Origin of the sequence: Mycobacterium haemophilum DSM 44634 (genome assembly GCF_000340435.2) — a bacterium.
GTDB lineage: Bacteria > Actinomycetota > Actinomycetes > Mycobacteriales > Mycobacteriaceae > Mycobacterium > Mycobacterium haemophilum.
The window spans coordinates 2,236,219-2,249,629 of sequence record NZ_CP011883.2 but is presented as its reverse complement, the minus strand read 5'-3'; the positions used below and the strand labels follow the sequence as shown (position 1 = coordinate 2,249,629).

The window sequence follows — 13,411 nt, the reverse complement described above, 5'->3', positions numbered from 1 at the left end:
ATGCGCGTAGCCAGTGAGAGCCAAATCGGGGACCAGGGGGGCCAGTAAGCCCAATATGGAGGAAAACCATGACTGATCGCGTGTCGGCGGGGAACTTGCGCGTCGCCCGTGTGCTCTACGACTTCGTCAACAACGAAGCCCTGCCTGGCACCGACATCGACCCGGACAGCTTCTGGTCGGGTGTCGATAAGGTCGTCGCCGACCTCACCCCGCAAAACCAGAGTTTGCTGAACTCCCGCGATCAGCTGCAGGCCCAGATCGACAAATGGCATCGCCATCGGGTGATCGAGCCACTCGACCTGGACGCTTATCGGCAGTTCCTCATCGATATCGGCTATCTGCTGCCTGAACCCGATGACTTCACCATCACCACCTCAGGGGTGGACGACGAGATCACCACCACCGCCGGCCCGCAGCTGGTGGTGCCGGTACTTAACGCGCGGTTCGCGCTCAACGCCGCCAACGCCCGCTGGGGCTCCCTCTACGACGCCCTGTATGGCACCGACGTCATACCGGAAACCGACGGAGCCGAAAAGGGCTCTGGCTACAACAAAGTTCGCGGCGACAAGGTGATCGCCTATGCACGCAAGTTTATGGATCAGGCCGTCCCGCTGGCGTCTGACTCATGGACCCACGCGACGGGGGTGAGCATCGTCGACGGCCAGCTTCGGATCGCCATCGGTGCGGATTCCACCGGGTTGGCCAATCCCGAGAAGTTTGTCGGCTATAGCGGCGAGTTGGGTTCCCCCAACTGGTCGGTGCTGCTGGCCAATCACGGCTTGCACATCGAGATCCTGATCGACCCGGAGTCGCCGATCGGCAAGACCGACCCGGCCGGCATCAAGGATGTGATCCTGGAATCGGCCATCACCACGATCATGGACTTCGAGGACTCGGTCACCGCCGTCGACGCCGACGACAAGGTACTCGGCTACCGCAACTGGCTCGGCCTGAACAAGGGTGACTTGGCCGAGGAGGTCAACAAGGACGGCAAGACCTTCACCCGTGTGCTCAACGCCGACCGCACCTACACCACGCCCTCGGCTTCCGGAGGCGGCGAGCAATTTACCCTGCCCGGGCGTAGCCTGTTGTTCGTCCGCAACGTGGGCCATCTGATGACCAACGACGCGATCCTCGTGGACGGCGGCGACGGCCAGGAAAAAGAGGTGTTCGAGGGCATCATGGATGCCTTGTTCACCAGTCTGGTCGCAATCCACGGGCTCAAAACCGGCGAAATCAATGGGCCGTTGACCAATAGCCGCACCGGTTCCATCTACATCGTCAAGCCGAAAATGCACGGCCCCGCGGAGGTCGCGTTCACTTGCGAGCTGTTCAGCCGCGTGGAGGACGTGTTGGGGTTGCCGCAGGGCACCCTGAAGGTCGGCATCATGGACGAAGAGCGGCGTACGACGCTCAATTTGAAGGCCTGCATCAAGGCCGCCGCCGACCGGGTGGTGTTCATCAACACCGGGTTCTTGGACCGCACCGGCGACGAGATCCACACCTCGATGGAGGCTGGCCCGATGATCCGTAAGGGGGCAATGAAGAACAGCACCTGGATCAAGGCCTACGAGGATGCCAACGTCGACATCGGGCTAGCCGCGGGCTTTACGGGCAAGGCGCAGATCGGCAAGGGCATGTGGGCGATGACCGAGCTGATGGCCGATATGGTCGAGCAGAAGATCGGCCAGCCGAAGGCGGGCGCCACCACCGCGTGGGTGCCCTCGCCGACGGCGGCCACGCTGCATGCGATGCACTATCACCAGGTGGATGTGGCTGCCGTGCAACAAGAACTGGCCGGCAAGAGACGTGCCACCGTAGACCAGCTGCTGACGATTCCGTTGGCCAAGGAACTGGCGTGGGCGCCCGAGGAGATCCGCGAGGAGGTTGACAATAACTGTCAGTCCATCCTCGGCTATGTGGTGCGCTGGGTGAACCAGGGTATCGGTTGCTCGAAGGTGCCCGACATCCACAATGTGGCACTCATGGAGGACCGCGCCACCCTGCGGATCTCGAGCCAGTTACTGGCCAACTGGCTGCGCCACGGCGTAATCACCAGCGAGGACGTGCGGGCCAGCCTGGAACGAATGGCGCCGTTGGTAGATCAGCAAAACGCCGGCGACGCGGCATATCGCCCGATGGCACCCAACTTCGACGACAGCGTCGCGTTCCTGGCCGCGCAGGAGCTGATCCTGTCCGGCGCACAGCAGCCCAACGGCTATACCGAGCCGATCTTGCATCGCCGTCGTCGCGAATTCAAGGCACAGAACCGGTGACGATGCGGGCTGCTTGCGCCCGGCTGCGGGGGCACCCCCAGCCGGGCAGCGGTGAGGGACAGCGGCGGGTCTATCTGATGGAAAAAGGCGGCGGATACCGGTATGGGTAGGCACAGTATGCCCGACCCTGAGGATTCCATCGATCAGCCATCTGACCAATTCGCTGCACTCGGGCCGGACCAGGGCGACGAGATAGATCACGGCCCGCATCACGGCTACCTAGGCGGGATTGGGTACCCAGAGCCTGTTTTTGAACCGGCGGCTACCGGCACGCCGAGCGACCAGAGCTACCCACGCGGAGCAGAGCATCCGGCTGACTCCGCCCCCCCGGCCCCCGACGAACCCGCCGATTACCAGCGCTACTGGGCCGAAGACCACGAGGATCACTACTATGCCGCCGGCGCAGTCGACGACTACCCAGACTTTCCGCCCCGGCCTGCGGGCTCATCGACTAGCCCGCAGGCGCCGACCGCCCTGTCGCGCCTATTCAGCGCTAGCCACCGGGGCGTCGGCGAGTGGCAGGGCGGACACCGCAGTGACCGCGGACGACGGGGGGTCAGCATCGGCGTGATCGTGGCCCTCGTCGCGGTCGTGGTGGTGGTGGGCACGGTGATCCTGTGGAGTTTTCTCGGCCATGTCTTGGACAATCGCAAGCACCAGGCGGCCGCACGCTGCGTAGGAGGTCAACAGACGGTCGCTGTCGTCGCCGATCCGTCGATCGCCGATTACCTGCAGGAGTTCGCCCAAAGCTATAACGCATCCGCCCGGCCGGTAGGCGACCACTGTATGGCGGTGACTGTCAAACCCGTCGGCTCGGAGGCAGCCCTCGCCGGTCTCAACGGCAAGTGGCCGGCGGACCTAGGGGGAAAACCGGCACTCTGGATCCCGGGCAGCTCGATCTCGGCGGCACGGCTTGCCGTGACCGCGGGTCAGAAGACGATCAGCGAAAGCCATTCGCTGGTGACGTCGCCGGTACTGCTGGCGGTTCGGCCCGAATTCGAGCAGGCTCTCGCCAACCGGGGCTGGGCGGAACTGCCCGGTCTGCAAACCAATCCGAACTCCTTGGCTGATTTGAACCTGCCGGCCTGGGGATCACTCCGGCTGGCCTTGCCGATGAATGGCAACAGCGACGCCACGTTTTTGGCCGGCGAAGCGGTAGCGGCTGCGTCGGTACCTGCTGATGCACCGGCAACCCAGGGCGTAGGGGCAGTGCGCACCCTGATGAGCGCCCAACCCAAGCTCGCCGACAGCAGTTGGGCAGAAGCGATGAGCGCACTGCTCAAACCCGGTGACGTGGCAACTGCGCCGGTGCACGCTGTGATCACCACCGAGCAGCAGCTTTTCCAACGCGGCCAGTCATTGTCAGACGCCCAGAGCACTTTGCGATCCTGGCTACCGCAGGGGCCGGCACCGGTTGCTGACTATCCCGCGGTGCTGCTCAGCGGTTCGTGGCTGACGCAGGAACAGGCCGCGGCGGCCAGCGAGTTTACCCGGTTTGTGCAAAAGCCCGACCAACTGGCGAAGCTGGCTAAAGCTGGTTTCCGCGTTATCGGCGTCACACCGCCGAGCAGCCCCGTTACCAGTTTCGCGGCGGTACCTTCTCCCGTCTCGGTGGGTGACGAGGGGATACGCGCCACGCTGGCCGAAGCGATGATCCAGCCGTCTAGCGGAGTGGCAGTGACCATCATGCTCGACCAGTCGATGCCCACCGATGAGGGCGGCAAAACCCGGTTGGCCAACGTCGTGGCGGCGCTCGACGACAAGATCAAAGTGATGCCGCCCAGCTCGGCGATGGGCCTGTGGACATTCGACGGCCGCGAGGGTCGAACGGAGGTGACAACCGGTCCGCTGGCGGACCCGGTCAACGGCCAGCCCCGCTCAGCAGCGCTGACGGCCGCGCTGGACAAGCAGTATGCATCCAACGGCGGTGCGGTGTCGTTCACCACGCTGCGCATGATCTACCAAGACATATTGGCCAATTACCATGCTGGGCAAACGAATTCGGTGCTGGTGATCACTGCTGGGCCGCACACCGACCAAACCCTGGACGGGGCGGGGCTGCAGGACTTCATCCGCACCAGCACCGACCCGGCCGAACCGATCGCGGTAAACGTCATCGACTTCGGGGCCGACCCTGACCGGGCAACCTGGGAAGCTGTCGCCCAGCTCAGCGGCGGCAGCTACCAGAATTTGTCGACGTCGGCCGCTGCTGACCTCGCTACAACGATCAATACATTCTTGAGCTGAGCCTGCTAAGGCGGTAAGGAGCGCGATGAGGATTGACTTCACTCCGGATCCCCAGCTGTACCCGTTCGTGTCGCGCTGGTTCGACAGCTCCCGGGGGCGGATCCACTACATCGACGAGGGTGATGGCCCGCCGATCCTATTGTGTCACGGCAACCCCACCTGGAGCTTCCTGTACCGCGACATTGTGGTCGCGCTGCGTGACCGGTTCCGCTGTATCGCGCCCGATTACCTCGGCTTCGGGCTCTCGGATCGGCCCGTGGGATTCAGCTACAAAATCGACGAACACGCCCGGGTGGTGGGTGAGTTGGTCGATCACCTGAGCCTGAACGGCTACCTGACGATGGGCCAGGATTGGGGTGGACCGATCGGCATGGCGGTTGCGGTTGAGCGTGCCGACCGGGTGCGCGGCGTCATCCTGGGCAATACCTGGTTTTGGCCGGCCGACACGTGGACGACAAAGGCTTTCAGCAGGGTGATGTCCAGCCCGCCGATGCAGCATGCGATCCTGCGGCGAAATTTCTTTGTCGAGCGGCTAATCCCCGCCGGAACAGAGCGCCGGCCCAGCGCCGCGGTGATGGCACACTACCGGGCAGTGCAACCCAACGCCGCGGCTCGGTTGGGCGTAGCCGAAATGCCCAAGCAGATCCTGGCTGCCCGTCCGCTGCTGGCGCGGCTGGCGCACGAAGTGCCAGCCAAGCTCGGTGCCAAACCCGCCCTGTTGGTTTGGGGTATGAAAGACTTTGCCTTCCGACCCGGCCCTACGCTGCCGCGGATGCGCGAGACATTCCCGGATCACGTCCTGGTCGAACTGCCCACCGCCAAGCATTTCATTCAGGAGGATGCGCCCGAGGCGATCGCCGCGGCAATCGTCGAGCGCTTCGGCTAACGGATTCGAGGCCGGCTCAGGCTGCTTTAAACAAACGCCTCCACCGGCGGGCACGAGCACACCAAATTGCGGTCGCCGTAGGCGCCGTCGATGCGCCGCACCGGCGGCCACACCTTCGGCCGGAACGCTTTGCCAAGCGGATAGGCGGCCTCTTCTCGGGTATACGGATGATCCCAGTCGGAGGCCAGCAGGCACTCAGCGGTGTGCGGTGCGCCGCGTAGCGGGTTGTCCTCAGCAGGCCACTCCCCCGCGCCGACGCGGGCGATCTCGCCGCGTATGGCGATCATGGCCTCGCAGAATGCGTCGATTTCGGCCAGGCTTTCGCTTTCGGTGGGCTCCACCATCAGCGTGCCGGCCACTGGGAAGCTCATCGTGGGCGCGTGAAAACCATAGTCCGCCAAGCGTTTCGCAACATCGTCGACAGTCACACCAGTCGATTTGGTGATCGGCCGCAGGTCCAGGATGCACTCGTGGGCGACCATGCCGTTCTCGCCGGTATACAGCACCGGGAAGTACTCGTCGAGCCGACGGGCTATGTAGTTGGCCGAGGTGATCGCGGTCAGCGACGCCGCCCGCAGACCGTTGGCGCCCATCATCCTGATGTAGGCCCACGTGATCGGCAGGATCGAAGCGGACCCGTACGGCGCCGACGATACCGGCTGGCCTGGTGGCAGTTCGGGGGCAAAGGGGTGGCCCGGCAGGAACGAGGCCAAATGCGAACGAACTGCCACCGGCCCGACTCCTGGTCCGCCGCCGCCGTGCGGTATGCAGAACGTCTTGTGCAGGTTCAGGTGGCTGACGTCGCCGCCGAACTTGCCCGGTCGGGCCAGGCCGACCAGCGCGTTGAGGTTGGCCCCATCGACGTAAACCTGACCGCCGGCGTCGTGCACCGCAGCGCAAATCTCGGCAATGTCGTGCTCGTAGACGCCGTGCGTGGACGGATAGGTGATCATCAACGCCGACAGCCGGTTGGCATGCTCGCTGACCTTGATGCGTAGATCGTCGAGATCAACGTCGCCGTTATCGTGGCAGCCCACCACAACCACGCGCATGCCGGCCAACGCCGCCGATGCGGCGTTGGTGCCGTGCGCGCTTGACGGAATCAGACAGATGTCGCGATGCGGTTCTCCTCGGCTGGCGTGGTAGTCGTGGATCGCCAACAGACCGGCGTACTCCCCCTGAGAGCCCGCGTTGGGCTGCAGCGAGACCGCGTCGTAGCCGGTGATTTGCACCAGCCAGCTTTCCAAGTCGCTGATGAGACGACGCAACCCAGGGGTGTCGGATGCTGGCGCGAACGGATGCTGACGCGCGAATTCCGGCCAGGTAATCGACTCCATCTCGGCGGCGGCGTTGAGTTTCATCGTGCACGAACCGAGCGGAATCATACTGCGGTCCAACGCGATATCCTTATCCGCCAGGGCCCGCAAGTACCGCATCATCGAAGTTTCGGTGCGGTATTGGGTAAATGCGGGATGCGTCAGGAACTCCGAGGTGCGGGTTGCGATGTCCGGGTCCGGGTAGCTCGCCCGCGTCGGCGCGGCTGCAAACGCCGCCAACACGGCCGTGATGTGCTCATCGGTGGTGGCCTCGTCGCAGGCCACCGAGACATGGTCGCCGTCCACCAGCCACACATTGATCCCGCGCTCCTTGGCGGCGCCCTGAATGTGCGCCGCCCGGCCGGGTACCCGGGCCAGCACGGTGTCGAAGAACGTCTGATGCACCACCTCGACGCCGGCGGCCGACAGACCGGCCGCCAGGTCGCGTGCCTGCGCATGCACTCGGCGCGCGATACCGGTCAACCCCTCGGCGCCGTGGTAGCTGGCGTACATCGCAGCCATCACCGCCAGCAGCACCTGCGCGGTGCAGATGTTGCTGGTCGCCTTGTCGCGGCGGATATGTTGCTCGCGGGTTTGCAGCGCTAGCCGGTAGGCCGGCGTGCCGTCGCTGTCGACGGAAACGCCGACCAACCGACCCGGCAGCTGACGGGCATGCCTGTTGTGCAGGGCGAGGTATCCGGCATGCGGGCCGCCGAAGCCCATTGGCACGCCGAACCTTTGAGTGGTGCCGAATGCGACGTCGGCGCCGATCTCGCCCGGTGGTGTGATCAACGTCAGCGCCAACAGATCGGCGCCGACGGCGACCAGCGCGCCGCGGTCGTGGGCCTGGGCGACTAAAGCGGTCCAGTCGGTAATCCGGCCGCTGGCCCCGGGCAATTGGGTGATGACGCCGAAAAACTCACCGTCCGGCAGTCCTTCGCGTAGGTCGGCGGCGACGATGTCGATGCCTAACGGCTTGGCCCGGGTGGCAAGCACCGCGGTGGTCTGAGCGAACACATCGACGTCGACGGCCAGCCGGTTCGCCGTACCGCGCGCAGCACGGTGCATCAATGTCATGGCCTCGGCGGCCGCGGTGCCCTCGTCGAGCATCGATGCGTTCGCGATCTCTAGACCAGTCAGATCGCTGACCAGAGTCTGGAAATTCAGCAGCGCTTCCAGCCGACCCTGACTGATTTCGGGTTGGTACGGCGTGTAAGCGGTGTACCAGGCCGGGTTCTCCAAGATGTTGCGCGACAGCACCGGGGGCGTGAGGGTGTCGTAGTAGCCCTGCCCGATCATCGATACGGCAACGGTGTTGGCACGGGCTAGTGCGCCTAGCTCGGCCAGCGCCTCGGCCTCGGTGGCCGGCGGCGGCAGCCGGTCCAGGCCCGGTGCCGCGCCGGTGTCGGCGACGTTATCGAGGATGCCGCTGGGGACTGCCTTGGCTGCCAGGTCCTCGAGCGAGTCGACGCCAATGACTGCAAGCATGGCGGCGACGGCCTCGCTGTTCGGGCCGATGTGCCGGGCTGCGAAGGTTGATTGGTCAGACACTGGCGAACTCCTGGGGTAGGGACTTTCGGCCCCCTCCCTCTGTCTTCACCCGTTCGCCCGGGCGCCTGAGAGATTCGGCGCCGGGTGCTGTCCGAGCGCCTTTCCCCATCGGCGGGTGTGGACCGCTGGAATCTCCAGAGGGTGCCACCGCTTTCCAGAGGCATCATTAACTCGCGCGGTCCGGGTGCCTGAGAGGTTGACGGAGAGGTATTGCTCCTTCGGCGTCCGTGACTGGCGGTCACAGAACTCTCCCGCGTGAGGGCGATGCAGACCCAACTTTACCCTCGCGTCGCACGCGAGGGTAAACGAGAGGGCGCCGCTGGCTACCCGCAGTTAGCCGATTTTGCGGTCGCGATGCTTGCGCCGGGAAGCCAGCTCGTCTTCCGGCGCGGCAATCGACTCGCCGCCGTCAGCGCGCTCACCGCGGAAGTCGGCGATCACGCCGCTCAGCTCACGCATAGCGCCAGACACGGCGATACCGAACACACCCTGCCCGCCTTGTAACAGGTCGACGACCTCTTCAGCCGACGTGCACTCGTACACCGTGGTGCCGTCGGAGAACAAGGTGATGTTGGCTAGGTCCTGGACGCCCCGCTGACGCAAATGGTCAACGGCAACCCGAATGTTGTGCAGCGAGATACCGGTGTCGAGCAATCGCTTGACGATCTTGAGAACCAGGATGTCCTTAAACGAGTACAGCCGCTGGCTGCCGGAGCCGGCCGCGCCCCGGATCGATGGAACCACTAACGACGTCCGTGCCCAGTAGTCCAGCTGGCGGTACGTGATCCCCGCGATCTGGCAGGCGCTGGGCCCACGGTAGCCGACCAACTCATCAGGCACGGAGTCATCAGGGAAGAGCCCGGGTTGCACGGGTCCGCTCACTGCGGTGGGGCCATTGAGGCCAATGTCGCCATTGGTTGTAGCGGTCGGGGTGTCCCGGTGGTCCGCAAGGTCCAGTTGACCTTGACGTGGCTGCTCGCTCACGGTGGTTCCTCTCGCCGATCGCGCTCTGGTCACTAGCTGCGTTATTGGCTACCCCCGGCAGCCAGGTTTGGTCAGGCCCGAGTGCTAGAGAGCATACGCTGTTCGGTAGCTGCCCTGCCTGAAGTCGTCATCAATGTATGGCCGTCGCTAGGGTCTGTCGGCGCTATCCGCTAGGCGTGTCGCATCGCAGTGCGATATGAGACGCATCCGTGATGTTAGCGCAAGGGTCGTACCCGCCTCAGGCCGTATCGGCGCGCATCGTCGCTGGGCTAGGGCTGGATCGCTCAGCTTCTCCTCGCGCCGTTGCACGGCGCGCATCGTCGCTGGGCTAGGTCGCTTTGAAATCGTCAGGCGACACGCTATCGAGAAACTCCTTGAACTTCTCTACCTCGTCTTCGCGAACAGCGCTGCCGGCCTCCTCGTCATTCTCGTCGGGGATCAGCAGGCCGGCCTGGGCAAGCACGGCCTCCTCGACATAGATCGGAACACCGACCCGCAAGGCGATTGCCACCGAGTCCGAGGGGCGCGCCGACACCTTGATATTGCGATCGAAGATCAGATCAGCGTAGAAGGTGCCTTCCTGCAGATCGACGATCCGCACCTCTTTGAGCGAATGCCCAAGCGCGGCAATGACGTCCCTGATCAGATCGTGCGTCAGCGGACGGGGCGGTTCGACGCCTTGCTGCTCCAGCGCGATGGCGGCGGCCTCCGATTGGCCGATCCAGATCGGCAGATACCGGTCACCGTTGGCTTCGCGCAGCAACAGCACCGGTTGGTTCTGCGGCTGCTCGACACGAATGCCGACAACACGAACTTCACCCATCTGTGTCCGCCCTCCGCATATGCCGCTGTGTCCGATTCACGCTCGGCGCAACGACGCGGTGGACACCGTGCCTTGCCACGCCGCCGAACACCAAGCTGTCGAACGAAGTCTAATCCTCAGCGGTGCAGAACGCCGCGAACCGCGGACTTGATCAACGAGGTGTGCAATGTGATGGCGAGCGCAGCGACCTCACGCGCTAAGTCGTCGGCGCGGTCACGGGCGCCGGCCTTACCCGCTTTGACTATCGGCCCAGCGATTTGGGCGATCAGGTCGGACTGGCGGTCGGCCGCTGACCGGAAGGCTCGCAGATGCCGCGGCTCAACACCGTATTCGGACAGCGCCCGCGCGCATTGGAGGATCACGACCGCATGCTCATCGAAAAAACCGCCCGGCCCGGTGGTGATCACACCGGCTTTGAGCAGCGCCGTCAGCAGGTCGTCTGCCACTCCCGAGCGGTCTAGGAGGTCTTCTCGACTCAGCCGGATGCGGGCTGGCGATACCGCCGCCGTGTCGGATCCGATACCCGATCCGACACCGGCACCCGGGCTGCCCGTTACCGAAACCAATCGCGGTACCGCGTATGGCGACCCGAAGGGCGGCAGCTCACCATCGGGCTGGGCGTCCAGCTGCGCCCTGATGACCTTTAGCGGTAGGTAGTGATCGCGCTGTGCGGTGAGGATGAAACGCAGCCGCGCACAGTCATACGCGGTGAATCGCCGGTACCCCGATGCAGAACGCTGAGGGGTGACCAGTCCCTCAGCCTCCAAGAAACGGATTTTGGAGATTGTGACATCGGGGAAATCCGGCCTCAGTAGATCCAGGACCGCCCCAATCGACATCCCGGCCAGTGCCGGGCTATCGGGTGCGCTCACTTGCCTCCGGTTCCCCCGTCGTCGTCACCTTGTTTGGGCCCGGTCAGGAACACTAAGCGGAATTTGCCGATCTGCACTTCGTCACCGTTTGCCAATACTGCCGAATCCACCGGCTCGCGGTTGACGTAGGTGCCGTTGAGGCTGCCGACGTCGACGACGTGGAACTCGTTGCCTTCCAACCGGAATTCGGCGTGACGGCGGCTCACCGTGACGTCATCGAGGAAGATGTCGCTGTCGGGGTGTCGGCCGGCGGAGGTGATGGCCTGGTCGAGCAAAAAGCGCGATCCCGCGTTCGGCCCCCGTTTGACGACCAGTAACGCCGAGCCCGCCGGAAGTCCTTCGACCCCGGATACTGCGCTCTCAGCACCCGCCTGTGCTGGAGCGTCCAGTTCGTTGAGGAAGTCGGCGCGGAAGACCGAGGTCGTCTCCACGGTGACTTCGTCAGAAGTCTGGTCTTCCTGTCTTCCTGAGTCCATGTCCGTCACCCGCTGCTCCTTACTGGCCGCTGTGGCGTTGCCTGACCCGGGCCACTCGCCCGGCTTCCCGTTAGGTTCTCCCCCTGGTACTGCCGACTACAGCCGTCTAGGGCTCATGTGTCGACCGTACCGCGCGGTGATCTGCGATGCGCCAACCACCACAGGATCGGACCCCCACATTGCCCGGCTCTCCCTCGAGCCGCGTGACGTCCACATCGTCGTCGCGCGGGATTGCCAGGCACCTTAGCAATCGTCATTCGGTCAGTGTGCCGCGGTAGGCCTCGGCGTCAAGCAGCGTCGCGGTAGCTGACTCCAAGGCATCGACGTCGGAGACGTGGACATCCAGGAGCCAGCCTGCGCCGTACGGGTCAGAGTTCACGAGTTGCGGACTGCCTTCCAGATCGGTGTTGACCGCCGACACTGTTCCCGACACCGGTGCATACAGATCCGACACCGATTTCGTCGATTCCACTTCGCCGAAGGATTCGCCCGCCGTTAGCTCAGCGCCCACGTCTGGCAGCTGGACAAAAACCACATCACCCAGTGCCGACTGCGCGAAGTCGGTGATCCCGACCCGGACGGTGTCTTCGCCACTGCGCCGAATCCACTCATGTTCGGCGGTGTAGTGCAGATCGGACGGGATATTGCTCACGGTAATCCTGTTCTGGTCTTCTGGTCGGGGCTAGTTCACTTGACGGGCTGAGCGTATTGGTGCGGTTTTGGTTGCCGCAAGGTGGTCACGTCCACTCGGTCGGCTTGTTGCACAGACATCCGCGCGCCAACGCGTTTGACGCTGTCCTCCGCGCCACCGGGGATGTTCATCGCCGCGGCGAGCGTCGGCGGATCGCCAATCGCCAGAATCGAATACGGAGGCGAGAGTGCCTTGCTGTCGATAGTCAGCGACCCGGGGACACCGACCACCCAGGTATCGACACCAACCCGCACCGACTGGTGTGCATCATTGATCTCGATCGCCTCGGCGCCGGCGGCACGCAACTCGTTGATCACGTCAAGCATTGCTTCAGGCGCCACCCCAGGTCCGGGATCGTCGATCGTCAACGTGACACCTGGCCCGGTGACGCCGACGGCGCCGACCAGGATGGACAGCGCGGCCAATCGCGCCTGGGCGCTTTGGATGGCGGCCTGATCGGTATTGCCTGACGCTTGCAACGCGTTCAACGTGTTCTGCAGTTCGGTCACTTCGGTGTTCAGCGTGGCCTCGCGTTGCCGCAACGAATCCAGCAGCACCAATAGATCTGCCGGACGTGCGGTTTCCAGGGAATCACCGGACTCGGTCTGGCGGACCTGGGTGACAATGGCGATCCCTAAGAGCACGCACAACAGGATCGCCAGCGTTCCAAACGCCAGACGCGAGCGACCGCTCCGCAGCGACCCGGACAGTCCTGTCCGGCGTAGCGACCCGCTAAGTTGCCGCGGATAGTCGGCTGGTAGCTCGTGGCGGCCATGGCGCGCCGCATCATGGGCTTTGGGGTCGGCCTTGGGTGGGTTGTGCAGGTTTGGCGCGTCACCACTTTCCCGTTCCGGGAGGCCGCCGTGCGCTGAGGGGTCCTGGCTCATGATGACCTCATCATGGTCATGGCGCCGCTCCTCCTCATCGCTTCGCTCTGCATCGTCGCCGGCGCGGTCAAGCCCCGAACAGCCTGCGCCGCAGCGCGGCGGCATTGCCGAAGATACGGATACCCAGCACCACGATGATCGCCGTGGATAGTTGCGTACCAACGCCCAGCTGGTCGCCGACATAGACGATCAGGGCAGCCACCAAGACGTTGAATACGAATGAAACCACAAAGACCTTCGGGTCAAAGATCCGCTCAAGATAGGCACGCAGTCCGCCGAACACCGCGTCGAGCGCAGCGACCACCGCGATCGGCAAATACGGTTGGATGACCTCGGGCACGCTGGGATGGAAAACCAGGCCCAGCACGATGCCAATCGCAAGCGCTGCAAGACCGATCATGC

General features: G+C 64.3%; 11 protein-coding genes and 2 riboswitches. Of the genes, 3 read left to right on the top strand and 8 right to left on the bottom strand.

The window, feature by feature from the left end; all coding sequences use genetic code 11:
* The first annotated feature begins 68 nt into the window (after positions 1–68).
* From B586_RS10550 to B586_RS10540, 3 genes are all read left to right on the top strand, one after another.
* Positions 69–2,276, top strand: a complete 2,208-nt coding sequence (locus B586_RS10550; RefSeq protein WP_047314178.1) for a malate synthase G — start codon at positions 69–71, stop codon at positions 2,274–2,276.
* Between the two features lie 102 nt (positions 2,277–2,378).
* Positions 2,379–4,523, top strand: a complete 2,145-nt coding sequence (locus B586_RS10545) for a substrate-binding domain-containing protein (protein ID WP_054879992.1) — start codon at positions 2,379–2,381, stop codon at positions 4,521–4,523.
* 25 nt (positions 4,524–4,548) lie between these two features.
* Entirely contained in the window at positions 4,549–5,409 is an 861-nt protein-coding gene (locus B586_RS10540) for a haloalkane dehalogenase (RefSeq protein ID WP_054879993.1), read from the top strand.
* 26 nt (positions 5,410–5,435) lie between these two features.
* Here the strand turns inward: B586_RS10540 and gcvP are convergent, their stop codons facing one another.
* From gcvP to B586_RS10500, 8 genes are all read right to left on the bottom strand, one after another.
* A complete protein-coding gene (gene gcvP / locus B586_RS10535) occupies positions 5,436–8,276 on the bottom strand; it encodes an aminomethyl-transferring glycine dehydrogenase (RefSeq protein ID WP_054879994.1) in 2,841 nt (946 codons plus the stop codon).
* Positions 8,277–8,305: 29 nt separating this feature from the next.
* Positions 8,306–8,424: riboswitch (glycine riboswitch) on the bottom strand.
* Between the two features lie 18 nt (positions 8,425–8,442).
* Positions 8,443–8,540, bottom strand: a riboswitch (glycine riboswitch).
* Positions 8,541–8,609: 69 nt separating this feature from the next.
* Positions 8,610–9,260, bottom strand: a complete 651-nt coding sequence (locus B586_RS10530) for a MerR family transcriptional regulator (RefSeq protein ID WP_047314182.1) — start codon at positions 9,258–9,260, stop codon at positions 8,610–8,612.
* Between the two features lie 328 nt (positions 9,261–9,588).
* On the bottom strand, positions 9,589–10,083 hold the full coding sequence (locus B586_RS10525; RefSeq protein ID WP_047314183.1) for a bifunctional nuclease family protein: 495 nt from the start codon (positions 10,081–10,083) through the stop codon (positions 9,589–9,591).
* A 116-nt stretch (positions 10,084–10,199) separates the two neighbouring features.
* Positions 10,200–10,955, bottom strand: a complete 756-nt coding sequence (ftsR, locus tag B586_RS10520) for a transcriptional regulator FtsR (RefSeq protein ID WP_047314184.1) — start codon at positions 10,953–10,955, stop codon at positions 10,200–10,202.
* Positions 10,952–11,431, bottom strand: a complete 480-nt coding sequence (gene garA / locus B586_RS10515) for a glycogen accumulation regulator GarA (protein WP_276011769.1) — start codon at positions 11,429–11,431, stop codon at positions 10,952–10,954. The genes ftsR and garA overlap by 4 nt, the downstream gene beginning before the upstream one ends.
* A gap of 253 nt (positions 11,432–11,684) precedes the next feature.
* Complete coding sequence (gene gcvH, locus B586_RS10510) at positions 11,685–12,083, bottom strand: glycine cleavage system protein GcvH (RefSeq protein ID WP_054879995.1); 399 nt, start codon at positions 12,081–12,083, stop codon at positions 11,685–11,687.
* 35 nt (positions 12,084–12,118) lie between these two features.
* Positions 12,119–13,009 carry a DUF881 domain-containing protein gene (locus B586_RS10505; RefSeq protein ID WP_054880971.1) on the bottom strand — a complete coding sequence of 297 codons (891 nt, stop codon included), beginning with the start codon at positions 13,007–13,009 and terminating at the stop codon, positions 12,119–12,121.
* A 67-nt stretch (positions 13,010–13,076) separates the two neighbouring features.
* Positions 13,077–13,409: a small basic family protein gene (locus B586_RS10500; RefSeq protein ID WP_047314189.1), complete on the bottom strand. Its 333-nt coding sequence runs from the start codon at positions 13,407–13,409 to the stop codon at positions 13,077–13,079.
* Positions 13,410–13,411: the final 2 nt, after the last annotated feature.